Source organism: Staphylococcus sp. Ze2 (genome assembly GCF_048568365.1).
Taxonomy (GTDB): Bacteria; Bacillota; Bacilli; order Staphylococcales; family Staphylococcaceae; genus Staphylococcus; species Staphylococcus xylosus.
Map to the genome: position 1 here is coordinate 1870213 of NZ_CP183486.1, position 26418 is coordinate 1896630.

Here is a 26418-nt window from a genome sequence, read left to right on the forward strand (position 1 = left end):
TATAACATCATTATTGGATAGGAGCTAAACAATATGCATGGAGCAGTGCTTGAGTTGCTCTTAAAGACTCTATGTGTGTACGCTCTAGCGCATGTGAAGATTCAATACCTGCACCAAACAAACCATGTCTGATATCAGCGCCTGCCTTTAGTGCTGCAGAGGCATCTGAACTATAATATGGATAAATATCTACTTTATAAGGGATGTTATTAAAGTGGCATAAATTAACTAATTGTTCACGTAACCCCTTATGATAAGGTCCTGATGCATCTTTCGCGCAAATTGATACTGTATATTCATCCGATGCTTGACCATCACCTAAAGCACCCATATCAAAAGCTATAAAATCAACAATTTTGGGTGAAATTGAAGCATTCGCCCCATAACCAATTTCTTCGTTGTTTGAAATATAGAATTGTGTAGTATGAGGTAATGTTAAGTTTTCGTTGTTCATTGTTTTTAAAAACTCTATAATCATTGCAACACTTGCCTTATCATCTAAATGACGGGATTTTATAAATCCTGATGGTGTGATTTGAGTTCTTGGATCAAAACTTATAAAGTCTCCTACATCTATACCTAGACTTTCAGTATCTTCTTTTGACAATACTTTTTCATCTAATCTGACTTCCATATGATCAATATTTCTTGATATATCGTCATTATTTCGATACACATGTACACTCGTCTCGTGTAAACAGATAGTTCCAGTATAAGTTTGTCCTGATGAAGTTTCTATTTCACAATATTCTCCTTCAATAGCGTTATAACTAAAGCCACCAATCAAGTCCAAGGCTAATCTTCCATCTTCTTTAATTTCTTTGACCATAGCACCAAGCGTATCAACATGTGCAGTGATACATTTTTGTGCTTCATCGTCCTCACCTTTCACAGTGATCAATAATGCCCCTTTGTTCGTCAGTGTTGTTGTATAACCTAAATGTTCAACTTCATCTTTAACGTAATTAATTGCCTTTTCTGCGTGTCCTGATGGGCTATTAATTTCTGTTAATTCTTGAATTGTGGTGAAAATTGATTCAGTCATGCAATCCCCTCCTAGTATATATAAGTCTATTTTAACTTTTATCCTAAAAAATTGGTATAATTGTACGAAATCCTTAACACTTATAACTGAAATAAACTTGCTTAATTCTTAACTAAATTTAGTATCCTTTACTGAAATCTACTTGATTAGATACTGATTCATTATTCTCTAACTTTTTCAATGTGTTACAAAAACATGATATGGCATCATCAATATCTGTTAACGCTGAAATATGGGGAGTAATCGTAACATCTTTCCTTTCCCATAACTCAGAGTCCTCTGTTAATGGTTCTGACTCAAAGACATCTAATACAACATGCCTTAACTTACCTTCATCTAAAGCATCTATTAAGTGGTCCGTATCAACTACTTTCCCTCTACCTACATTTATAAAATATACATTGTCTAAATAATCAAAGAGATGTTGATTTAATAGCTTTTCTGTATCTTGTGTTAATGGTAAGGTACTAATTATATAATTTGAGCTTTCAAGTATTATATCAGCATTTTCTATTTTACTTATTTGATTAAAATATGCTTTATCTTGACCACTATTTGAAATACCGTTTACAGTAGCACCAAATGCTGAGAATACTTCTGCAATCTTTTGGCCAATCTCACCTGTACCTAGTATTGTTATGATTTGATCTTTCAATGAACTTGGTGATTTAACAGACCAAACTTTAGCTTTTTGTTGTGCTTTGAATTGGGAGTGATATTGTAAATCAGATAATATATAACTCAAGCAATACTCGCTCATTTTTTCTCCGAAATCACTGATTGTTCTAGTTAACAGAGTATTATCCCACCCAGAAATGGCTAAATAATTATTCACTCCTGCATTAAAAGTGTGCACCCATTTGACTTTTGAAGGTTCAAAATTTTCATTAGGAGCAAATCCTACATATGTATCTGCCCAATTCATATCCTCTTGTGAAATAATATCGGCCGCTTTAAAACGCAAATTATAATTCTCTAACTGTTTTAAATATGGATAAAAATCAGATTCATGTTGACCTGCAATTAAAATGTTCTCTATTTTCAAATTCTACACTCCCCTTTTTTGAATATCGTTATAAATAGTCTTATTTTTTAAATAATTATCACTATACTTATCATATGTTAGATTGTTCATTGATTACTCTCCCTTACTTTAGCATAATTCTATTTGGTTTATGTTCTTATGTTTCACTGATTCATTTCTTACCTATTTGTTTTAGGTAATATTTCGTATTGTCAGCTCTAACAATTCATTCTCAATAAAATTATCACTACGATTTTAAAATTCTTAAAATATCATTAGTAGTTAAGCAAAAATTTCCTCACGTATTGCGTATTAGTAATACCTACTATACAATATTACTATTCTGAAAATTTTGATAGAGGTGATTCGCTTAATGAAACAGATACTTTTCGTTGGTCTAGGCCTTATCGGTGGCAGTCTAGCGAGTAATTTACGATACTATCATAATGATATAGAAATTACAGCATTTGATGCTGATACATCTCAATTAGATAAAGCTTTATCTATTGGTATCATTGATTTTCAATCGACAGACTATAAATCAAGCGTCGAAAATGCAGATATCATTGTATATGCAACACCCGTACAACAAACAATAAAATACTTACAAGAATTACCAAGCTATCAATTAAAGAAAAACGTTATTATTACAGATACTGGTAGTACAAAATCAACGATTCAACAGTATGAACAATTTCTTTTAAAATATGATATTCACCTTATCGGTGGCCATCCAATGGCTGGTAGTCACAAATCTGGTGTATTAAATGCTAAAAAACATTTGTTTGAAAATGCTTTTTATATACTCGTGCATAATGAACCAGCTAATGATCAAGCTTTTGAAGAAATCCAAGACCTATTAAAGACAACCGATGCTAAATTTATTTCAACAACTGCAGAAGAACATGATTTTGTTACTGGGATTGTCAGTCATGTCCCTCACATTATCGCTTCAAGTTTGGTCCATTTAAATGCCCAACATGTGGATGATTCTGCTTTAGTGAAAACATTGGCTGCTGGTGGTTTTAGAGATATCACTAGAATTGCAAGCAGTAACCCGGTTATGTGGCGTGATATTACAGTCGAGAATAAAGACACTATATTAAGTATCTTAAAAGAATGGAAAGATCAAATGGGAGAAGTTATATCGTTAATTGAGCGTAATAACGCCGAAGACCTTCATGCTTTCTTTAATGATGCTAAAACTTATCGTGATGAGCTTCCCCTTAAACAACAAGGAGCTCTTTCCGTGGAGTATGATCTATATGTTGATATTCCGGATAAACCAGGTATGATTAGCAAAGTGACAAACATTCTGAGTTTACATAATATTTCTATAAGCAACCTTAGAATTTTAGAGGTCCGTGAAGATATATACGGTGCATTACGCATTAGTTTTAAAAATCCTGAAGACCGTAAAGCTGGTGCTGAGGCCCTCAGTGATTTTGATACTTACATTGGTTAATATATGAAATTTTACAAGTGGGGCTACGAAATCAATTTTGGTAGCCCCATTAGTTTAATAGTTTAAGCAGTGGTTTTTAGGTATACTTGAGCTATTGCTCATGCGTAACTCCCACTATCTCAACTGAATTGAGAAGAAGTGAGACTTTACATTTTATGGCCTGCCATAAGACCAAGACGACCATGTTTTGTACCTGCATCTGTATAAGATACGGCTCTTGATACAATTCCTCGTCCAAATTTCCTATGTAAGGCGTCTATAGTTTTAGCTAGCTTTTCATTTCTTTTTCTTTCGTACTCATCAATAAATAAATTCAATTGTCTATCTTTCTCATCGATGAACTGAGTTAAAGAAATACTTACTGTACGAAATAATGCATAATGGTCACATAATTCATCTGCAAAACCTTCAACCACTTTGTACATATTATCTTCTAGATTTGTTGGATCTTCTAACGTATACTGTTTGCTTACACCACCTTCATCACTATAACCAAATGAAAAGTGAATCGTCTTAGCTAATTGATTTCTTCCTCTAACACGACTAGCAACATCCTCAATCAATTCACGCATAACTACTTTGGCTTCGCTGTAACGACAATCTCTCATGAGTATTTGACTCTTACAAATAGATGGATTTATCACTTTATATTTATCTCGCACTCTACTTTCATCAATTCCATTTGCATGTAAATGTAAATCGATACCAATGATGCCTAAGTCTCTTTTTAAATACGTATACGGGTAATGTGCTAAATCACCAACAGTAAAAATTCCTCTTTTATTCAATTTAGCTTCTGTTTTTCTGCTAATCCCCCAAAATTTACTCAATGGTTGAATTGGCCAAAGTTTTTTAGGTACGTCTTGATAACGCCATTCTGCAATTAAACTATCGTTATGTTTGGCTTCTATATCCATTGCAATTTTACTCAATAACATATTTGAGCCTATCCCTATTGAACAATTAATACCTGTTACTTCTTTGATTTCAAGTTGTAATTTTTGGCAAAATGAATGAACCGTACTACTAAATCTATGATAACTATTCGTCACATCCATAAAGAATTCGTCTATACTGTATTGATGCAAGTCTTCTGGCGCAATATATTGCAATGCAATTTTTGATATTTCTATAGAAACTTCTAAATATTTTCGCATACTTGGATTAATAATATAAATGTCATTTCTATGTGGTATTTCAAATAATCTAGATCCAGTTTTGATACCTAGTGCTTTTAGTGGTCCTGTGGCAGCTAATACTACTGAACCTTGTCTTTTAGTATCAGCAACCACTGCTAATTTTTCAGTCATAGGGTCTAACCCTTTTTGAATACAAGATACACTCGCAAAGAAACTCTTTTGATCTATACACAATACGTCTCTTTCTTCCACTAGATTATAATCATACATATCAAACAACCTCCCTAAAGTAACTTTATTATATACGAACATTTGGTCTCAATCAATACAAACAAGAACAAATGTTCTCATTTGATTATTTTTATAATTTTTTGAATTTTCGTGATATAATATCTTTAAATTATTTTTAGGAGGAATTACATATGCCAATCATAAATGTGAAATTATTAGAAGGTCGTTCAGATGAACAACTTAAAAACTTAGTAAGTGAAGTAACAAATGCAGTTGAGAAAACAACTGGTGCTAATAAAGAAGCAATACAAGTAGTTATAGAAGAAATGAAGCCATCACATTATGGAGTTGGTGGAGTTAGAAAATCTGACCAGTAGTAATAATCATTCTATTACAGAATATGAACACATCTTGTCTAAAAGCAAGCATTTCACAGCAAAAAGAGTAGGACAGAAATCTAATTTATTTTAAAATATTTCACCGCCCTATCTCTAAGGATAAAGGATTGACCTGAGCTTTCGCTCATGCATAAGTCACCTAACTCTCAGGCGTCAATTTGGCGTAGAGATAAGGTGTATTATTTGTTAACCTTTTGCGTTTATATCATTGTGCCAGTCATCAGTGGTTGCGCCATGGCATAGTTTACTTACTAGCTAAGTAAACGCGATAGATAATTAATAACCAACACTATAAAAAATCCCCCTCACTATAATAGTAGCGAGGGGGATTGGTGTATTAATGCTAATCTTTTTCGTTAAATTTATTTTAACATCGTACTGCGTAAAAATACGAAAACTTCACCAGTTCTATACTTCTTGCTAAATATATTTACTCGAACAGACTAACTAACGAAATATGATAAAAATCAAGTGCTGTATTACTTCTTTGTCTCACACTTATATAGCAACAATACTATTCATCCAAGAATTTCTTAACTGCTTCTTTATTCTTCTCTTTATCAATTTCTAAAGCACTGCCGTCCGTTGGTGACTGAATGTCTTGATAAGTTCCCTTAATCGGTAATGTTATAGAATCTACATTCTTGTCACCACGAATACCAAAGTTTAATCCTGATTGCACCAATGCAGAATCCGGCATGTTGGTATTTAAGTAACCTCTTAAAATACCTGCAACTCTAGGTAACTTGAGGATTGAATCTACACTCACAAGCTCCTCTTTTAGAGATTGCATCACTTGTTGCTGTCTACGGACACGTCCAAAATCTCCTTCAGGATCATGTCTAAATCTCGCATAACCTAAGAGTTCTTTACCATTTAAACGATGATGACCTTTTTTCAACGATACGCCAATATTTTTTGACATGTCTTTTTCAACGTCGATTGGTACACCGTTCGGTTCCAGTTCATCTATCATTTTTTCAAAACCAGTAAAATCTAAAACAGCGTAGTATTCAGGATCAATACCTAAATTTTTCTTCAACGTTTGTCTCAATAATTCTGGTCCGCCGATAGAATATGCAGAGTTAATCTTATGTTGTCCACTTCCAGGAATGTCAGCATAGATATCACGCATGACAGATACCATCTTCATTTTTTTGTGAACATAATCGTATTGAGCAATCATAATAGAATCTGTTCTAGAAATACCACCGTCTTCGGCGTCTGCTCCTAATACCATTACCGTAATCTTACCGTCATTTTTAGCGGCACCATTAAATTTTTCTTGCTTTAATGTTTTACCGTGGTCTTTGGCATAATCAATACCGGAATTATAACCATGTACTGCATAACCTACGATAATTGCTAAAATCACAATAAAAATTAAAATGATTATTGGTAATTTCTTAATCCGCTTCTTCTTGACCCTACGCATAGGCGCTTTTTTGGTGTTGTTGCTTGTGTTTGTATTGCTTCTTTGTTTGTCTTCATTCATTAGTATCAACCTTATATCTTCAAAATTGCACTGCTATGTACTATAATTAACATATATTAAAGTTATATAAAAAGAGTATAAAAATCAAGTGATATCTTTATATATGGTACTAAGGTCTAATACGGAAAGGATGTTAAGCATGAATATTAACAAAGCATACTTCGCTGGAGGTTGCTTTTGGTGTATGGTTAAACCCTTTGATACATTTGAGGGCATAGAAAAAGTAACCTCTGGTTATATGGGAGGACATGTAGATAATCCTTCATATGAGCAAGTCAAAAGTGGTAATACCGGTCATTTGGAAACTGTCGAAATCGAATATGATGTCGCACTGTTTTCCTACAACAAATTATTAGAAATTTTCTTTTCTGTAATAGATCCTTCTGATGAAGGTGGGCAATTTCAAGATAGAGGTTCACAATACAAAACTGCTATCTTCTACACAAATGAAGATCAAAAAGAACTGGCAGAAATTTATATTGAGAAATTAAAGGATACTATGGATAAAGATAAAGCGATTGCGACACAAATTCTACCCGCTTCTACATTTTATGAAGCAGAAACTGAGCATCAAGATTTTTATAAAAAGAATCCTGAGCGTTATGCAAAAGAACAACAAGATCGTCAAAATTATGAAAAAGGTTTAGACATCTAATTTACATCAAATCACTTCGTACCAAAGCAATAAATGAGATAAAGCTATTTATATAACTATATTTCATATAAATAATCATCAATTATATAAATTTCAAAGCCGGAGTAGTATTTGCTACATCCGGCTTTTTTCTAGATCAATACCATTTAATTTTGTTTTTTCATTTCTAATGGAATTTTGTTTTTCTTGTCTACTTTCTTACCATCAAATAAATCCATTACTGTTTTAATACTTTCCTCTCCCATTAAATGAGGTTGTTGTGCTACAGTAGCATATAATTTATTGTTTTCTACGGATTTAATTGCATCCTCATTACCATCAAAGCCAATAACTTTGATATCCTTATTACCAACCGCTTCTACAGCACCTAATGCCATTTCATCATTTTGCGCAAAAATAGCTTTGATATCTGGATGTGCTTGTATAATATTTTGCGTCACATTCAATCCTTCTGTTCTATTGAACTTGGCACTTTGTTTCGATACCACATCTAGTGATTTATCTGCTACATTATGGAACCCTTTACCACGTTCTCTCGTTGCACTTGCACCAGGTATACCTTCTAATTCAGCAACTTTCGTATTTTTACCGAATTGCTCTACAATCAGTTGGCCACCCATTTCTCCACCTTTAACATTATCTGAAGCAATAAATGATGCAACTTCCCCTTTAGCAACTTCTCTATCTAAAGTAATTACTGGGATATTTTGATCATTCGCAATTTGTATACTACCTGAAATCGCATCTGAATCTGTTGGATTAACAATAAGGTAGTCTACATTTTGTTGAATTAAATCGTCTATGTCGTTTGATTGTTTTGCTGCATCATCTTGTGCATCGGCAAATTTTACTTTAACGCCTTGCTTTTTGGCTTCATCTTCAATACCATCTTTTATTTTTACGAAAAACGGATTATTTAACGTAGATATACTAACGCCAATGACAACTTCAGATTTTTTCTTGTTTAATTTATCCTTGTCATTCTTTTCTAATGGAGAATCTAGTGAACACCCTGCTAAAAGTATCAACATCGCAATAGCACTAATAAATAACTTTTTCATTAAATGACCTCCTCTATGATTTATTCTTTCTATCTATTAACACTGCAATAATAATTACTACACCTTTAACGACTTGTTGATAAAATGAAGATACACCCAATAGATTTAAACCATTGTTTAGCACGCCTATAATAAGCACTCCGATTAATGTACCGAGAATACGCCCTTTACCACCTGTAAGTGAAGTACCACCAAGTACTACAGCTGCAATAGCATCCAATTCATATGACATGCCCGCTGTTGGCTGTGCAGAATTTAAACGAGATGTTAATATAGCTCCTGCCATCGCAGACATTAAGCCAGCTAAACTATATATCATAACCTTCAACTTATTGACTTTGATTCCTGAGATAAATGCCGCTTTTTCATTACCGCCCATGGCATAAGTCTGTCTACCAAACACCGTTTTATGTAAAATAATATATAAAATAATAAATGTGATAAACATCGTAACTGCTGGTACAGGTATACCTAAAAAGTAGCCGCGTCCAAATAATTGGAATGCATAACTACCATTTAAATTTGTAATCGGATTACCATCAGTGATAACAAGCGTGAGGCCCCTAAATACCGTCATAGTTGCTAAAGTTGCGATAAATGGTGCCATCTTACCTAAAGTAATTAAAAGTCCGTTAATCGCCCCTAAAATAGCACCAAAGATACAGCCAATTAAAAACGCAACAATCGAATCAACACCTGATACCATTAATATCGCAATCATCGCACTAGATAACGCAAGTGTCGACCCAACTGATAGGTCTATCCCCCCTGTTAAAATGACGAATGTCATACCAAATGCTATTAAACCATTAATGGATACTTGTCTTAACAAATTAAACAAATTCGATGGCTCTAAAAAGGCACTGTTTAATGCACTTATGATAATGACTAATAATATTAATCCAATAAATGGTATGATTTTTTCTAAATATGAAAAAGATAACTTAGATTGATTCATTTATATTCCCTCCAGTAGCTAAAGTCATAATACGTTCTTCAGATAATGATTCCTTATCTAATATCCCAGCAATGTTACCTTCATGGACGACAGCCACATTGTCACTCATGCCAATAACCTCAGGTAACTCTGATGAAATCATAATAATAGACATCCCTCGTTCTGTAAGTTCATTCATTAATTGATATATTTCTCTTTTAGCACCTACATCAATGCCTCTAGTAGGTTCATCTAAAATCAATACGCGTGGTGCAGTAGCTATCCATTTCGCTAAAACTACTTTTTGTTGGTTCCCACCAGACAAATCTACGCACGCATCACCTTGTTTCCCTTTAATATTTAATCGCTTAATCATTTGCTGTGTATATTGCTCCATTGAACGTTGCGCCAAAAAGCCTGACTTTGAAAAACTTTTTAACGCAGGTAATGATATATTCTCTAAAATAGAATCTTGCAGAACTAATCCTTCTTCTTTTCTATTTTCAGTAATAAAAGCTAAACCATGTTTTATAGATTGGTTAGGGTTATTTATATCAATCTCTTTACCATTTAATTCTACTTGCATAGACCCTTTATCAAGACCAAACAACACACGCATAATCTCTGATCTACCTGCACCCATTAATCCACTAAAGCCTAAGATTTCTCCTTTATGCAACTCAAAGTGAACCGATTCTAGATTATGCTCATTCGAACTAAGCTCCTTTACAGATAACACTAATTCATCTTGCTCATAATCCCTTTCAGGATATTGGTTATCTAAATCTCTACCTATCATCGCCTTGACGATTTGTGGATGTGTTGTAGATTCGGTAGCAGACGTCAAAATAGAACGACCATCTCTCATAACGGTGATACGATCAGAAATACTAAATATTTCTTCCATTCTATGTGAAATATAGACAAAAGATACGCCTTCACTTTTCAACTTTTTGATTTGTTCAAATAACACTTCTATTTCGTTATTTGTTAATGCGGCAGTCGGCTCATCCATTATAATAACTTTGGCCTCTTGCATAAGGGCTTTACTAATTTCTAACATTTGTTGCATACCAATAGATAAATCTCCCGCTAATTGATTTAAATCAATGGTTATATTCAATTTCTTAAATATCTCTTGTGCTTGTATTCTCATAGCTTTATTATCTACAATACCGAAAGATTTAGTTATTTCTTTTCCTAAAAACAAATTCTCTAATACTGTCAAATTAGGCCAAATATTCAATTCTTGTTGTATAAATGCGATGCCATGATTTTCAGCATCTTTAGTATTCTTAAAATGAATCGTTTGTCCATTTTCTACTACTGTGCCACCATCCGCTTCGTAAACACCTGTTAGAATTTTCATTAATGTACTTTTACCGGCACCATTTTCACCCATTAATGCATGCACTTCTGCATCAGCAATTTCAAAATCCACACCCAACAACACATCATTTTGTCCAAATGATTTATATATTTGATCCATATTAATCATTATTAATCACCCCTTTAAAATAGAACGCCACTCTTTAATATCACATTTGCAAAAGGTTTAGCTTCGCCTGTTCTGATAATAGCTTTTACTTTCCCACTATCTGCTTTTAACTGTTCATGAGCTACAGTACTAATATCAATGTTTTCTGATATCAATTGTATATAGAGTTCATCATTTTGCTTAATCATTTCATTAGCAATCGTCATTTGCTCAATTACCATATGATTTTTTATTAAGTGAAATACTTCTAAGAATGATGGTTTCCCAAATTCTAAAGCAAGATCTATTTTCTTAACTCCTTGTGGTACTGGCAAACCACAATCAGCAATAATAATTTGATCTGTATGACCTAAATCACTTAGCAATTTTGAAATTTCACTATTTAAAATACCTGTTTTATACATCAAACCACTCCTTCATTTATGTAACCCGTTACATATTACGCATCAATGACGTGTACTCGATCGCTTTATTACGGATATTGCTACTTTTTCTAGCTCGACATAATCTTGATGATCATACAATTTAAGTAACTTTGACATTGCTAGTTCCCCTAAACGATAAGCCGACTGATCGATTGTACTAATTTGAGGAAATGTCATTGTTGAAAATGGTATATTATCATACCCCACAATTTGAACATCCTCTGGAATTTGCAAGTTATGTTGTTGTAGTATACCCATCACTTTAATTGCTAATAAATCATTACTGCAGATAATACTATCTATATTGCATGTCCTAATTAAATTAATAAATGAACCTTCATTGTTTAAATCCTGAGCTAAATATGTTTTGTAGCTAATACCATGTTCTTTAAAAATTGACGCCACACCTTTAAAGCGATGTTTAAAAGCATCAATAGTTAAATCTTCATGTACAACTAGACCGTAATTACAGCCGCCTTCCATAACTAGTTCTGCTTGACGTTGTCCACCTTCATAATGATCAGTTGAAACACCTGAATTTTCATTATTAGTACGATCGACAAATACAAAAGGCATATGAAGAGGTTCTAACATATTTTCAATTATATTTTCGTTAAGTGCAGTAGTAATCATACCTGCGCAATTATGAGATACAAATGTTGTTAAATAGGCCTTTGCCTTTTCTTTATCATTATCACTGTTACCAATTAAAACTTGATACCCATGTTCAACAGCAACATCTTCTACTCCTCTAGCAATCAATGTAAAGAATGGATTACTTATGTCTGGTAGGAGCAATCCAATCATTTTTGATTTTCTTTTATATAATGTTCTTGCCGCCTCATTTGGTTGGTAATTCAGTTCTGCAATTGCACGATCAATTTGCGATCGCGTTTGTGCCTTAACATACCCAGTATTGTTAATCGCTCTAGAAACAGTTGCAACTGAGCAACCGGCTAATCGTGCTACATCTTTTATCGTTGTCAGTTAAGCCGCCTCCTTTAGTGTAACCGTTTTCATATTACCACAACTTTACCTTATTTAATAGAGTATTTATCTGCTAAGATTACATTTATAAGCACTGACTTAAGTATTAACTAGACTTTTTTATAATAAGCAACTAAATTATTAACCGATAAAATGTTCGTTCAACAAATTATCTTTTTCTTCAACTAATTTAACTTCATATATAGCTAAGTTCTTTTTACATAATGCTCTAATTAAGTCCGGTATAAATTGCGGATTTGCTTTAAACAATAATACTGTTACATTATCCACATCTACAAATGTGTAACTATAATAATTAGGTGAATATGGTTTAATTAGTTTTTCAACGGTTTTTATAACTATTTTACGTACTTTATACCAATCTAACGCTCCGATATTTATCATAAAAACTTTTTCTTCATCTGCATATTCTCTATAATCTATCAATTTTGTATACCTCGTATTATTATTTTTAAGTATTTTAGATGATTGGCTAATAAAAAAACAATTGAAGTAAATTCACGTTTTATAAGTAACTAAGCATAGAATACAATTTTCAAATCCGTCACTTCAAAAAAGTAATAATACATATAAATGTTATTAAGAAAACACATGTATAATATGTTCATAATAAAGTGAATTAGATTTCAACACACCATTGAAAGCGTTTTCTAATGATGATATATTTATATTGTACCTTTTACAAAGGGGTAACGAGAAATTCAAATATAGTTAGAATCAAAATGATATTTAAAAGGGTAACAATTGTTAGTTTATTAAAGTAGTTAATAACTTCTCCAAAGATTAACTACACAAACCATTAAGCACTATTAAACTCCTTAAAAAGCACCCCACATGCAAATGACATGTGGGGTGCTTCATATTGTACTTTAATTATTTTTTCTAATGACGCGCATAACTTTTAACATGCTCACCCATAATGAGTGGCGTTTACGATAAACGAGAAATCTTGGCTCCCATTTCGGATTAAATTTCTCTTTATATCTTCTGAGACCTTGGAATCTATATAGACCGTTGAAATGTTCAAATACACGGCCAGCAATTCTTTCACCATAAAATGAATAAGGAATTTGTCCAACATTAGATAATGTCGCCATACCCATATTAAAATGTTCATAGTTATTGTCTTTTGACCAAAGTAGCATATTCAAATATAAACTATCCATTAATGGTAACTCAATGTCTTGTTTCCAACGTATTAAATCAACTGAAATCACGCCATTATAATAAGTTGGCATCAATGTGCAGAAAGCAATTACGGATTGTTCATTATCCTTTAACACGCCTATCGGAGCTTGTGATATATAATGTTCATCAAAACTACCAACAGAAAAATGCATTTCATTTTTATCAGCTAACCATTCATCACTTATGGCTTTTAAATCAGTAATCATTTGCTGTGAAAAAGGTGGCTCCAACACTTCAAACGAACAACCCAAATCATCAAGTTTATTTAGCGTCGCTCGCAGCCCCCGCTTTTTCTTCCCTGACGTTGTAAATGACGTTAAATTTATAACAGCTTCCTCACCTAATTTAAAGAATTGATTACCAAAACTATGATAGAGTGACATATGTTTATCCGTTACTTGATAAAAAATAATATCATAACCTAAATATTCCGCTTCTTGATAAAATGCTTCTAATAAGCTGTAAAATGATTCTGAATTTCCAATTGGATCACCTAAAATAATATACGTATTATTATGATAGCGATACATTACAAAAGCATCTTTATTATCATTTATGAAAAACTTCTTATCTCCACTATACATTAAGTGACTTAAATAATTCCCATTATATTTATCAATAATCGATTCACAAGTTGCAATGTTATCTCTACTATTTGATGATCTATATCGATATTCAAACCACCATACGATAACACCGACTATAATTGCTACTAATAAAACAGTAATCCAGAAATAATATCTCAAAATAGAAGTTAGCATTTCAATATGGTAAATTTCTAAAGAATAGAACGTACTCTTAATCACAAGATGATTAATATAGAGTATTATCGCACCTGTAATAACACTTAATAATAATTTAGAATATCTAAATGGTCGTTTGATAACCCGAGCTCTTCTATAAAATACGAGCAATAATATAAAAATTACAGTAAGCCAACTCAATAGTATGAATGATGCATACGTATACGCTGTTGCAATAAATATAAACAATACAGAAATAATTGAGAATAAAATCGCACGTTTAGACAATTTATATACACCAATGACATTTAATAATAATAGTAAACAAGCACAAGTATGAATTGAAACAATAATATAATAGATATAATGATTTGGATCATATAATCCATCATAAATAATTGTTAAATTATTCAAAAAGAATACTAAACTCGTAAACAGCAATAAGAGTGCAATAGCAAAAGACGGTATACGTGCAATTATGTCCTTTTGATATGAGCCTAATAAGGACGTCATATCCTTTACTGGCACTAATATACGTGAATCTTCCCAGTAACGTTTTGCAGTACTACGGAATTCAAATGTAGATAAAATCAGTGCAATAAGTACAGGGAATAAATAGTAAGCAAAACGATAAAGTGATAAACCTAACACGATTGCTTCCTCACTCACATTTAATGCCTTCAAACCTAACAGGACAACTAAATCAAATGTACCAAATCCACCAGGAATAAAACTGATCAAGCCTGACAACGCCGCTAGAATAAAAATCCCCATAAATGTAGCAAAAGGTATTTGAACGTCTACGATGGCCATTGACATGTATAATACTAATGCTGCAACAAACCATTCAACACCTGAAACAATAGTGCAATATACCCCAAGCAATCTATGTGTTTTTTGTACTGGCTTAATTATAGTAAATACAACAAATATCGGTAAAAACAATGCTACTACGTACATTAACCATTTAACCCATGGATACGGAGTAAAAATGTGTGAAATATCAAATACATGAAAAACTACTAAGATAGAAAGCAAACTCAAACCAGTTAACATTGAAATTAAAACAATGGAAATGGTATGAAACAGCGCTTTTTTATCATCAGTTGTATTTTTATAAAAAAGGAAACGCACACTGGCCCCTATAAATCCACCAAAGCCAACAACAGCATTCAGTGCATTGACAATATAACCAATTCTAATCGTTTTAGCTAAACCAATTTTTAGCTTTAATGTTTTAGCTAAAATCACATCATATATTGAAAGCACTATAATTGACGCGCCACCACTAAGGAACAGTGCAACAAGCCAAAATCTATTTATTTTACTAAATGATTTTATTGCGTCTTTAAGATTAATATGTGAGAGCTCTTTGTATAAAGTAATAGCAACAATTGTAAATAACGTTAATGCAAATGCAATTTTTAATATAGTAAATAATTTGCTTCTCAATTCTTTTGTCATCTTTTCACTTCACTTTTAATAATCTAATTGTTCCATAAAAATATAGCACAAGAATAATACATAATAAATAAAATTTTCAATCATAACTACTAACAAAATTGTTAGATGCATAATTTAATTTTAAGTGTCACGAGTTAAACACGCTTTAATGAGGTGACATTTATAACAATATAGCTATATAGTACATCACCTACACAGATGACGATAATTTAACTCAATATGTTAATAACACATCACTAAAACAATAAAGGACGAGACAAAAATCACATTTTAAAAAGTTGATTTCATCATCTCGCCCTCGATAGTTTTTTAACTATAATATATTATAAAACGCCTATAGCTTTCAGTATATAACCACATTATATCTATAGACACTTATCAATTTTGTGTGCTAGTCACACCACTTCAGTACGAACGCTGTTGATACAAACTCAAAATGAAAATGGCGTTTATTATCAAAGACATTGAAAAACTTATAGCAGTTTAACGAATGTCTTCATGTGTAGTAATTTCATAATCTCCAGCATCTTCACCATAATACTTATTATATCTACGTTTAAACATACTGTATAAATGTGAAACCAATACTTTTAATATCGCGTAAGCTGGTATACCTAAAATCACACCTACAACACCTAATAAGTTACCCGCACTTAATAAGATGAAAATAATTGTTAATGGGTGTATTTTAAGTGTTTTACCCATTACATTAGGTGAAATTAGATGACCTTCGATAAACTGAACAGCCGTCCAAACGACAATCAGTTTCAATAGCATAATTGGAGAAGTTATTAACGCAATAATAATTGCTGGTGATATCGCAATTGTAGGCCCTATGTATGGTACTACGCTTGTAACAGCAGCAATTGAAGCTAAAATCAAACTATAATCTAATCCGATAATGCTATAACCTATAAATAATAAAATACCAATACAGAATGAAACAATAATTTGACCTTGGATATAAGAACCAACTTGAACGCTCATTTTTTCTAATAAATCATGAAAATCTTTTCTGAATTTAGGTGGCATTAATTTTGTAGAAAATTCTTTAAAACGATGTCCATCTTTTAACATAAAGAATAATACAAATGGTGTCGTTGCAATTACCACACCAACGTTTACAATCGCCTCAGCAAAATTCTTAACCTTTGAGCCAAATCCGTTAAAGTAATCTGAAACCATAGATGGCAATTTGTTAGCCAAAGCATCCAATTGCTCTTGAATTTGACTATAGAAATTGGATATCAATGAATACTTAGTAACACTATCTATAAATTGATTAACCTTATCTACATATAACGGAAAATTATTACCAAAACTTCTGAATTGAGACCCTATTACAGGTATTAAAAGGTTAATAACAAGTGTTATGACACCTACAATTAATAGGAATAATATGATTACGCCCCATAATCTTGAAATATTATAACGTTCCATTAAATTGACTAATGGATTCAATAGATAATATAGAATCACTGAAACTATAATAGGTGCAGCGATAGTATTAAAAATAATAATAAACGGTTTGAAAATATAAGATACTTGATCAAATATAAATATAGCTATACCTACTAATATTAAAATTAACAAACCAAAAAGTAAGTCTTTGCCACCCGCAAACTTCATGAAGCGGGTTTCGGGAAAACTAAGTTTCAACTTATCTTTACCCTTCTTATTTTCTTGTCTTACGTTGTCTTCATTCGACATATAACTCACCATACCTTAAATTAATTCTAAAAATAGTAATTACTTGTTATGATTATAAAAAGAAGGTACAAAACTCTATTTAAAAAAACTTTAATAGTTTATTGTACTATGCTTAATAATAACACATCCTCTATATGACAATCATCTATTATACTAAATTATAATTGTCATCTCGCTTCTGCATAGATTATTCACTATTCAATTACAATTAAACACATTTTCCAAATATTTCTCAATTATATATAAATTAAAAGTAATATTGAACATAGAAAGGTATGTTGCTAATAATGAGCAAAATAAATAACAAAATATAAAAAATGAGAAGCCTTTATGGCCTCTCTTAGAAAATACTCTGTTTTTGTTTTTATGTCGTTACCTCATTACTAGTATCACTATTAACTTGAATATTAAGGCGTTTATTAACTTTCTTTTTTGGAATAGGTACAATATAATTACCAAATGGCAACTTACCAATTAAGTATACGATAAATACTGATAAAGCAACTGCTGCTATAAATACGCCCATAAATTTACTTTGAGCATCAATTTCTTCAACAAGTGGTAAACGCTTCACAAATTGGATTGCTACATAATGTACTAAATAGACACCCATAGAGTAATTTCCTATTAATGTTAGTGTACGCAAAACGATTTTATTTTTCTTTACATGTTCAAACATGTAGTTAAGAAATACAATGAAAAAAGGGATATAAATTATATTTGAGACATGGATTGAACTGTGTAAATTATCTAAATCAATACTGATTAATAAATCAATAAATAATATTGCTATAATAATAGAAAATAACGTCTTATATTTAAATATCAAAACTTTTATTTCATTGTAAAATTTTGCATAAACAATACCTAAAATAAAAAAGGATATCCAATTCATAATAAAGAGTTTATCATTTACAAACCGTTCTACTCCACCACCACCAAATGAAACAGGACCCAGCATTATCCAGACAATATTAGCTATGGTTGCAACTCCGAATAAAGTGAGAATCGGCCAACCTTTTTTAAATTTGTGTACGAATGGAAATAAAAAGTAAAATTGTATTACTGTTAATATGAAATATAGATGAAAATTTGCTTTGCCGAATATAAAATAATTTATTAGTTTACCATCATCTTCTAAGTTATGTAAAAAATAAGCCCTATATAATAAATAAAAAATTGTCCATATAATATAAGGAATTAAGATTTTGCTAAATCTTGATTTTATAAAATAATTCAAGCTAAAACCTCTATTAACCACAGAAATAGTTAATAAAAAAGCACTAATTACTGCAAAAACAGGTGTACCTAACCTTGCAATTTGATTTATATACCCCAATCCATCTGAAGTAAATGTACCTCCTGAAAGCGCGATACTATTAACTGTATGAATAGCAACTACAAGCATAGCAGCCACTGACCTAATTATAGGAATTTCATCATAGTACTTGATACAAAAACATCCCCTTTAAACAAAGCAACTTTAAAACTAATTCTATGTTTTTTAATTGGTACAGTAAAGTGAATTTGCAAACATAAATAAAAAAATAATACTTTCATTACACACAATTAAAGTTCTTAACTTTCACTTTATAATATGCAACTAATTACACATTTAATTTTATATAAACTTTCAATTTATCTTGAGTGTCAACAACCTACAATAAATATTTTTTACAAAAATTAAAAATACGACGCCACACAGAATTGTGACATCGTATTTATTATATATATACTAATTAACATCTTTATATAGGCTTATGCTTTAATCATGTTGTACAGACTAATTTTATTATCTTGTATTTATGAAATGTAAACTATCTAAAACCTTTAAGCATTAGGTGTATTCGTATGGTCGGCATCAACCATAAAGTGGTAGACATGCAAAGTTAAATAAATTACCTCTGCATCATATATTTTAATGCCCAATTCCTGTTGCAACATTTTCATTATTTTTAAAGCGATATTGAAACATAAAGGATACTGAGTTTTCAATAACTCTTCAAAAGCATTTGTTTTTTGCAAATTTTCCCCGGTTCTCAACCTTCTAATTAAAAATTGAATATGTCTAATAAAACGTTGATACTGGACTGTATCTTTTTCTATTTCACGTTTTAAGTCATGTTCTAAAATAAATATACTTTTATTGATTAAACGATTAGTCAATTCCATTTCACGTATAGATAAAGTTTCTGTATTCGAAGCTATGTGTAACGCTATAAAACCTATTTCTCCTTCTGGAAAATTCACATCTAATACATGGTTTAAGCGATCAATTACTTTCTCAGCGATGCCATATGCTTCTGTATATAATTGCTTTGTTTCTACAACAAAAGGATTATTTATTAATTGATTTTGTTTCAATCGGTTATATGCAAATATAATATGATCTGTTAAAGATATGACCAATTTTTGGTTATCAATCTTCATTACTGAATTCGTGATAATATTAACAGCTTCAATGACTGCTTGAATTAATGTATCATCAGCTTGTTCAACTAGGGATTTGTAATGGTCTTGTTGAGATTTTTGGTCTAATATATATATTTTCTCAACTGTTTGATTTTCTTGCAAAGTCATGCCACTTTTTTTATTAAAGCCAATGCCTTTAGCAATGAGCACATATTCTTCTTGTGCTTTTTTACAGATAATAACATTATTATTTAAAACCTTGGTTATAAGGTAATCACTCACATGAATCATCCTTCTTTTTCTGTCAATCAATATTATATAGTTAATTTTCAAAAATTGAAAGACATAAAAGAACCTTTCAAATTCTCACTAATAAGTGATCTATTTGAAAGGCTCTATGCATTAATACAAATAATTTTTAATTATTTTTTCATGCCCCAACTTTCAATACCAAATAAATTAATTTCTAATTCTTCTGGTCTGAAAATAGGTTTTTTACCGGCTCTACGTTGACGTTGATAGTCATTCATAACAGCAAACGCGATATTTGATAATCCAATGATCGCTACTAAGTTGACAATTGCCATTAATCCCATGAATAAATCGGCAGTACTCCAAACAACATCTGTTTTAGCAACTGCACCAATAAACACTAACACAACTACTAAACATCTAAATATAAATAAAATCGTTCTGTTTTTAGATAAAAATTCAATGTTAGATTGTCCATAATAATAATTACCTACAACTGAAGAGAATGCAAATAGCGTGATTGCAATTGTTAAAAAGATACCGCCTACACTGCCTAAATGTTCATTTAAAGCAGATTGTGTAACAGCAACACCTTGTGCAGCATTGTCACCAAATTCTAAACCTGTGTAAAGTAAAATCATGATTGCTGTAGATGTACATACAAGCATAGTATCAAAGAATACACCTAAAGATTGAATTAAACCTTGCTTAACTGGGTGTGGCGCAGCAGCTGTTGCTGCAGCATTAGGTGCTGAACCCATACCCGCTTCATTCGAGAACAAACCACGTTTAACACCTTGTAAAATCGTAGCACCAATTGCGCCACCTGTAGCTTGCTCAAAACCAAATGCACTTTTTATAATTGTAGAAATCATAGGAATGATTTGATCGAAATTTATGAATAAGATGATAACAACCATTAATATATATAATATTGCCATTACAGGCACAATTACTGATGACATCGTCGCAATACTACGTACACCACCAAAGATAATTATTGCTGTAAATACTGCCAATACAATACCTGTTATCGCAGGGCTAACATTATACTGTGTTTTCAATGATTCAGCGATTGTATTTGATTGAACCGTATTAAACACAAATGCAAATGTAATTGTTATTAATACTGCAAAAACAATACCTAGCCATTTTTGGTTTAAACCTCTCGTTATGTAATACGCTGGACCACCACGGAAGCCGCCTTCTTTATCAGGCACTTTGTAGACTTGTGCTAAAGTTGCTTCTATAAATGCACTTGCTGCCCCGATAAAAGCGATAACCCACATCCAAAATACAGCACCAGGACCACCGAGTACAATTGCAGTTGCAACACCAGCAATATTACCTGTCCCTACACGTGACGCTGCACTAATTGCAAACGCTTGGAATGGAGCGATACCTTTCTTACCATTATCTAATGTTTCAGGTTTTTCACCAATAGCACGAAACATTTCTGGAATCCATCTTAACTGAACGAATTTTGAGCCAATTGTAAAGAATATACCAGCTGTAATTAACAGTCCAATTAAATATTGTGACCAGATTAAATCATTCCCGACTTGAACAAATGTTTTGAACCAATCTGGAATTAAACTATCAAAATCTCTCAATTTAATCCCTCTCATCTTTATGTATATTTAATTTCAAAATTAGAGTAAGAGATTTATAGCTACACTCATGGTAATATGCCTTATATTATAACCATAAGTATAAAGATTGTGTCTGCCGATAGCTAAACACATCTTTTTACTGCGCTATAAACCTCTTTTTTAATTATTTATTGCACCTAACTGGTATTTTATCACTATATAGTTGTATTTACTAACAATTTTTTATAAGATGTTTTATTTTACTTCTAAATCTTTTATTTCACCAAAATCACTAGTATCTACGATAAAGCTACCATTTGTATATTGTTCTGATAAGTGGATATCATTGATTAAGCCAGATTCTTGCTGTTTATCAGAGTAAATTGTATAAGTTGTTTGTTCTGGTGTAATGACAGCAGCGTCTACAATGCGGTGCGGTGTTTTCTTCAATTCTTTTAATAACGTAATACCACGTTGTGCACGTTTAGCCGTTTGTAATACTTTAAAGCTGATACGTTTTAATGATCCACGTTGTGTGGCCATTAATATTTTATCATTTGAAGTTACAACATCTGTTAATACCGCATAGTCTTCATCTTTTAAGTTGATTGATTTAACACCTGCCGCTCTCAAGCCAGTATCAGAAAGTTCATCACTATCATAAGTAAGGGACATCCCTTTGTTTGTAACCACAGTAATCAATTGTGCTTCTGATATTCGCATAACACTTATAATTTCATCATTGTCTTTCAATTTCATGGAGACAAGTGGTTTATTATATCGTGTTGTTTTAAACATAGATACATTACTCTTTTTGATCATACCATTACGTGTCGCTAAGATATAAAATGCTTCTGGATTAAAGTCATTTTCACAATAAGCGTTAATAACGTATTCGCCTTCATCAAGTGGCACAATTTGAGAGACATGCTGCCCTAAATCTTTCCATTTTATATCAGCTAATTTATGAACTGGTATAAATAGATAGCGACCTTTGTTGGTAAACACTAATGCTGTATCTAAAGTATTTACCTCTTGATATTTCATGATTGAATCTCCATCTTTGGTACCTACTTCATTTACACCACTTGCATTAAAACTACGTAATGAAGTTCGCTTAATATAACCATGTTTAGTAATACTCATAATCACAGTTTCACTAGGGACCATCACTTCTTTATCAATCTTAATCTCTGAAATTTCAGCCTCTATAGAGGATAGACGATTTTGTTTAAATCTATTACGAATCTCTGTTAACTCTTCTTTAATTACATTTAATAATTCATCGTGATTATCTAAAATATTTCTTAAGCGCCCAATTAACGCTTTTAATTCGTCATGTTCTTCTTGTAGCTGAACAATATCTGTATTAGTCAAACGATACAATTGTAACGTCACAATAGCTTCCGCTTGAGCTTCAGTAAAATCATATTCAGTTACCAAATTATCTTTAGCATCTTTTTTATTCTTTGAAGCTCTAATAAGTTTAATTACTTCGTCTAATATAGATAAGGCTTTCATTAAACCTTCAACGATGTGCATTCTACTTTCGGCATGATTTAGTTCATAACGTGTACGTTTCGTTACAACATCAATTTGATGATTTAAATAACTATCAATAAATTGGCGAATGCCCATTAATACTGGACGCCCTTCACTAATAGCAACCATGTTAAAGTTATAAGAAACTTGTAAATCTGTATTCTTATAAAGGAAATTAGCTACCGCTTCACTGTTGATATCTTTTTTCAATTCTATTGCAATACGTAAACCTGTACGGTCTGTTTCGTCTCTTACTTCGACGATACCATCAACCTTTTTATCAGCACGTAATTCATCCATTTTTTTAACCAATGCACTCTTATTAACTTCATAAGGTACTTCTGTAACAATTAGTTGTTTTCTACCATTTCTTAATTCTTCAACCTCAACTTTTGAACGAACTACGATTTTCCCCTTACCTGATTCGTAAGCTTTCTTAATACCATCCACACCTTGGATAATACCACCCGTTGGGAAATCAGGACCTTTGATATATTTCATCAATTGATTCACTGTTATATCCGGGTTGTCAATATACTTAAGAGTTGCTTGAATCACTTCACCTAAGTTATGTGGTGGAATATCTGTAGCGTAACCAGCAGAAATCCCTGTACTACCATTTACCAGTAAATTAGGGAATCTTGCAGGCAAGACCATCGGTTCCATTGTCGTATCATCATAGTTTGGCATAAATGGTACAGTTTCTTTGTTAATATCTCTTAAAAGTTCTTCTGAGAGACGGCTTAATTTCGCTTCAGTATAACGCATTGCAGCAGCGGGATCGTTATCGATACTACCGTTATTACCTTGCATTTCTATAAGTACATGGCGCAATTTCCAGCCTTGACTTAAACGTACCATCGCATCATATACAGACGTATCACCGTGCGGATGATACTGACCTATAACATCACCGACAGTTTTAGCACTTTTACGAAAGTTTTTGTCGTAAGTGTTACCGCTTGAATACATTGCATATAAAATACGTCTTTGAACAGGCTTGAGACCGTCACGAACGTCTGGCAATGCACGCTCTTGAATGATGTATTTACTATATCTACCAAAACGATCGCCAATAACATCTTCTAGCGATAAATCTTGAATTACTTCACTCAATTTCCTTCCTCCTCATTAGGCGCTTCCTGTTCCAATATTTGAATTTCATTATTATCTAAAATACTTTGTTGTTCTTGTAAACCAAACTCAACATGATTTTCAATCCATTCACGTCTTGGTGCAACTTTGTCACCCATTAGTGTTGTAACGCGTTTAGATGAACGCAACTCATCTTCAACTTGTACTCTGATTAAGGTTCTCGTCTCAGGGTTCATTGTCGTTTCCCACAATTGATCCGCATTCATTTCACCAAGACCTTTGTAACGTTGTAATGAGAAACCTTTCCCTATTTTTCGTTGTAATTTCTCTAATTCTTCATCTGTCCAAGCGTATTCTACTTTTTTAGATGCACCTTTTCCTTTTTCAAGTTTATAAAGTGGTGGTAATGCAATAAATACTCTACCCGCCTCAACTAATGGCTTCATATATTTAAAGAAGAATGTTAATAATAACACTTGAATATGCGCACCATCTGTATCGGCATCTGTCATTATAATGATTCTATTGTAGTTACTATCTTCAATTTTGAACTCATTTCCGACACCAGCGCCAATAGTATGAATAATTGTATTAATTTCTTCATTTTTAAAAATATCGTCAAGACGTGCTTTCTCAGTATTAATTACTTTACCTCTAAGCGGTAAAATCGCTTGGTATTTACGGTCCCTACCTAGCTTTGCAGAGCCGCCCGCTGAGTCACCTTCGACAAGGTATAATTCTTTTTTCTCAGTGTTTTTACTTTGTGCAGGTGTAAGTTTACCAGAGAGTAAAGTATCTTTACGTTTGTTTTTCTTACCTGAACGTGCATCTTCTCTCGCTTTACGCGCCGCTTCTCTAGCTTGTTGTGCCTTCAAAGCTTTTTTAACTAACGATTTAGATAGTTGCCCTTTTTCTTCTAAATAATATGGCAGTTTGTCGGCTACAACTGAATCTACTGCGCTTCTAGCTTCAGGTGTACCTAGCTTAGATTTAGTTTGTCCTTCAAATTGTAACAATTCTTCAGGAATTCGAATTGAAATAATAGCAGTTAAGCCTTCGCGTATATCATTACCATCTAAATTTTTATCTTTTTCTTTTAATTCATTAATGCGACGTGCATAATCATTAAACACACGAGTCATAGCTGTTTTAAACCCAACTTCATGTGTTCCACCGTCTTTTGTACGCACATTATTAACAAAACTTAATATGCCTTCTGAATATTGATCGTTATACTGGAACGCAACTTCCACTTCAATATTATTGGCTTCCCCAGAGAAATCTGCTACATCATGTAATACTTCTTTTCCTTCATTGACATAAGCAACGAATTCTTTAATGCCATCTTCATAATGGAAGACATCTTCACGCTCTTTGCCTGCTCTTAAGTCTTTCAGGGTGATTCTCAAGCGTTTAAGTAAAAATGCTGACTCTTGTAATCTTTCACTTAAAACATCATAATTAAACGATGTAGATGCTTTGAATATTTCTGGATCTGGTTTAAATGTCACTTTAGTACCAGTCTTTTTAGTTTTGCCATGTTTTTTCAAACCAGTTGTTGGCTTTCCACCATCTGCAAAGCTTTGAGAATATATGTTACCATCTCTATAAATTTCAACTTCTAACCATTCGCTCAAAGCATTGACAACAGAAGCACCAACACCATGTAAGCCACCTGACGTTTTATAACCGCCTTGTCCGAATTTTCCACCTGCATGAAGTATCGTAAAAATGACTTGAACAGTAGGTTTTCCAGAAGTATGAATACCTGTAGGCATTCCGCGTCCATTATCTTCTATAGTAATGCTCTCATCTTTATTTATCGTAACAATGATTTCACTTCCGAAACCATTTAATACTTCATCGACGGAATTATCGACAACTTCATATACTAGATGATGTAAACCACGTTTATCGGTAGAACCAATATACATCCCAGGTCTTTTTCTAACGGCCTCTAATCCCTCAAGTACCTGAATGGAATCATCCGAATAATTATTTTTTTTATTCATTGCCAATCGTTTCGCCCTCCTACAAAC

20 protein-coding genes are annotated in these 26418 nt (G+C 32.3%); 3 read left to right on the forward strand and 17 right to left on the reverse strand.

Features of this window, described 5'->3' with window-relative positions; all coding sequences use genetic code 11:
* Nucleotides 1-10: 10 nt before the first annotated feature.
* Nucleotides 11-1045, reverse strand: a complete 1035-nt coding sequence (locus ACM591_RS08870; protein WP_029377364.1) for a M42 family metallopeptidase — start codon at nt 1043-1045, stop codon at nt 11-13.
* 118 nt (nt 1046-1163) lie between these two features.
* Nucleotides 1164-2090 carry a D-2-hydroxyacid dehydrogenase gene (locus tag ACM591_RS08875; protein ID WP_038678452.1) on the reverse strand — a complete coding sequence of 309 codons (927 nt, stop codon included), beginning with the start codon at nt 2088-2090 and terminating at the stop codon, nt 1164-1166.
* A gap of 352 nt (nt 2091-2442) precedes the next feature.
* Here ACM591_RS08875 and ACM591_RS08880 point away from each other — a divergent pair, with 352 nt between their 5' ends.
* Nucleotides 2443-3534 carry a prephenate dehydrogenase gene (locus ACM591_RS08880; RefSeq protein ID WP_029377366.1) on the forward strand — a complete coding sequence of 364 codons (1092 nt, stop codon included), beginning with the start codon at nt 2443-2445 and terminating at the stop codon, nt 3532-3534.
* 146 nt (nt 3535-3680) lie between these two features.
* Here ACM591_RS08880 and ACM591_RS08885 read toward each other — a convergent pair whose 3' ends face one another.
* Nucleotides 3681-4943: a Y-family DNA polymerase gene (locus ACM591_RS08885; RefSeq protein ID WP_216715470.1), complete on the reverse strand. Its 1263-nt coding sequence runs from the start codon at nt 4941-4943 to the stop codon at nt 3681-3683.
* Nucleotides 4944-5095: 152 nt separating this feature from the next.
* Between ACM591_RS08885 and ACM591_RS08890 the strand changes: the two genes are divergently transcribed.
* The gene (locus ACM591_RS08890) at nt 5096-5281 is read left to right on the forward strand and encodes a 2-hydroxymuconate tautomerase (protein WP_029377368.1); all 186 of its coding nucleotides are present in this window, start codon (nt 5096-5098) and stop codon (nt 5279-5281) included.
* 535 nt (nt 5282-5816) lie between these two features.
* Here the strand turns inward: ACM591_RS08890 and ACM591_RS08895 are convergent.
* On the reverse strand, nt 5817-6797 hold the full coding sequence (locus ACM591_RS08895) for an LCP family protein (RefSeq protein WP_058625572.1): 981 nt from the start codon (nt 6795-6797) through the stop codon (nt 5817-5819).
* 139 nt (nt 6798-6936) lie between these two features.
* Between ACM591_RS08895 and msrA the strand changes: the two genes are divergently transcribed.
* A complete protein-coding gene (gene msrA, locus ACM591_RS08900; RefSeq protein WP_029377370.1) occupies nt 6937-7452 on the forward strand; it encodes a peptide-methionine (S)-S-oxide reductase MsrA in 516 nt (171 codons plus the stop codon).
* Between the two features lie 146 nt (nt 7453-7598).
* Here msrA and ACM591_RS08905 read toward each other — a convergent pair whose 3' ends face one another.
* The 13 genes from ACM591_RS08905 to parE form a co-directional block, all read right to left on the reverse strand.
* Complete coding sequence (locus tag ACM591_RS08905; RefSeq protein WP_029377371.1) at nt 7599-8513, reverse strand: D-ribose ABC transporter substrate-binding protein; 915 nt, start codon at nt 8511-8513, stop codon at nt 7599-7601.
* 13 nt (nt 8514-8526) lie between these two features.
* Complete coding sequence (locus ACM591_RS08910; protein ID WP_326026711.1) at nt 8527-9471, reverse strand: ABC transporter permease; 945 nt, start codon at nt 9469-9471, stop codon at nt 8527-8529.
* Entirely contained in the window at nt 9458-10948 is a 1491-nt protein-coding gene (locus ACM591_RS08915; RefSeq protein WP_326008883.1) for a sugar ABC transporter ATP-binding protein, read from the reverse strand. Before ACM591_RS08915 ends, ACM591_RS08910 begins: the two co-directional genes overlap by 14 nt.
* A 14-nt stretch (nt 10949-10962) precedes the next feature.
* Nucleotides 10963-11352: a D-ribose pyranase gene (gene rbsD, locus ACM591_RS08920; protein ID WP_029377374.1), complete on the reverse strand. Its 390-nt coding sequence runs from the start codon at nt 11350-11352 to the stop codon at nt 10963-10965.
* Nucleotides 11353-11394: 42 nt separating this feature from the next.
* Entirely contained in the window at nt 11395-12360 is a 966-nt protein-coding gene (locus ACM591_RS08925) for a LacI family DNA-binding transcriptional regulator (RefSeq protein WP_418354445.1), read from the reverse strand.
* A 141-nt stretch (nt 12361-12501) separates the two neighbouring features.
* A complete protein-coding gene (locus ACM591_RS08930) occupies nt 12502-12807 on the reverse strand; it encodes a hypothetical protein (RefSeq protein ID WP_326026710.1) in 306 nt (101 codons plus the stop codon).
* A gap of 443 nt (nt 12808-13250) precedes the next feature.
* Nucleotides 13251-15776, reverse strand: a complete 2526-nt coding sequence (gene mprF, locus ACM591_RS08935) for a bifunctional lysylphosphatidylglycerol flippase/synthetase MprF (RefSeq protein WP_326007672.1) — start codon at nt 15774-15776, stop codon at nt 13251-13253.
* A gap of 483 nt (nt 15777-16259) precedes the next feature.
* Nucleotides 16260-17486, reverse strand: a complete 1227-nt coding sequence (locus tag ACM591_RS08940; RefSeq protein WP_029377378.1) for an AI-2E family transporter — start codon at nt 17484-17486, stop codon at nt 16260-16262.
* Between the two features lie 364 nt (nt 17487-17850).
* Entirely contained in the window at nt 17851-18939 is a 1089-nt protein-coding gene (locus ACM591_RS08945) for an acyltransferase (RefSeq protein WP_418354446.1), read from the reverse strand.
* A gap of 377 nt (nt 18940-19316) precedes the next feature.
* Nucleotides 19317-20180: a glucose PTS transporter transcription antiterminator GlcT gene (glcT, locus tag ACM591_RS08950; protein WP_029377380.1), complete on the reverse strand. Its 864-nt coding sequence runs from the start codon at nt 20178-20180 to the stop codon at nt 19317-19319.
* A gap of 140 nt (nt 20181-20320) precedes the next feature.
* Entirely contained in the window at nt 20321-21763 is a 1443-nt protein-coding gene (locus tag ACM591_RS08955) for an alanine/glycine:cation symporter family protein (protein WP_029377381.1), read from the reverse strand.
* Nucleotides 21764-21997: 234 nt separating this feature from the next.
* Nucleotides 21998-24400 carry a DNA topoisomerase IV subunit A gene (parC, locus tag ACM591_RS08960; RefSeq protein WP_029377382.1) on the reverse strand — a complete coding sequence of 801 codons (2403 nt, stop codon included), beginning with the start codon at nt 24398-24400 and terminating at the stop codon, nt 21998-22000.
* A complete protein-coding gene (gene parE / locus ACM591_RS08965) occupies nt 24397-26391 on the reverse strand; it encodes a DNA topoisomerase IV subunit B (RefSeq protein ID WP_162496100.1) in 1995 nt (664 codons plus the stop codon). The genes parC and parE overlap by 4 nt, the downstream gene beginning before the upstream one ends.
* Nucleotides 26392-26418: the final 27 nt, after the last annotated feature.

Bases quoted from the DNA above. Each gene is read 5' to 3' on its own strand.
- ACM591_RS08870 (WP_029377364.1), bottom strand. From the start codon at position 1,045: ATGACTGAATCAATTTTCACCACAATTCAAGAATTAACAGAAATTAAT.
- ACM591_RS08880 (WP_029377366.1), top strand. From the start codon at position 2,443: ATGAAACAGATACTTTTCGTTGGTCTAGGCCTTATCGGTGGCAGTCTA.
- ACM591_RS08885 (WP_216715470.1), bottom strand. From the start codon at position 4,943: ATGTATGATTATAATCTAGTGGAAGAAAGAGACGTATTGTGTATAGAT.
- ACM591_RS08890 (WP_029377368.1), top strand. From the start codon at position 5,096: ATGCCAATCATAAATGTGAAATTATTAGAAGGTCGTTCAGATGAACAA.
- ACM591_RS08895 (WP_058625572.1), bottom strand. From the start codon at position 6,797: ATGAATGAAGACAAACAAAGAAGCAATACAAACACAAGCAACAACACC.
- msrA (WP_029377370.1), top strand. From the start codon at position 6,937: ATGAATATTAACAAAGCATACTTCGCTGGAGGTTGCTTTTGGTGTATG.
- ACM591_RS08905 (WP_029377371.1), bottom strand. From the start codon at position 8,513: ATGAAAAAGTTATTTATTAGTGCTATTGCGATGTTGATACTTTTAGCA.
- ACM591_RS08910 (WP_326026711.1), bottom strand. From the start codon at position 9,471: ATGAATCAATCTAAGTTATCTTTTTCATATTTAGAAAAAATCATACCA.
- ACM591_RS08915 (WP_326008883.1), bottom strand. From the start codon at position 10,948: ATGATTAATATGGATCAAATATATAAATCATTTGGACAAAATGATGTG.
- rbsD (WP_029377374.1), bottom strand. From the start codon at position 11,352: ATGTATAAAACAGGTATTTTAAATAGTGAAATTTCAAAATTGCTAAGT.
- mprF (WP_326007672.1), bottom strand. From the start codon at position 15,776: ATGACAAAAGAATTGAGAAGCAAATTATTTACTATATTAAAAATTGCA.
- ACM591_RS08940 (WP_029377378.1), bottom strand. From the start codon at position 17,486: ATGTCGAATGAAGACAACGTAAGACAAGAAAATAAGAAGGGTAAAGAT.
- parE (WP_162496100.1), bottom strand. From the start codon at position 26,391: ATGAATAAAAAAAATAATTATTCGGATGATTCCATTCAGGTACTTGAG.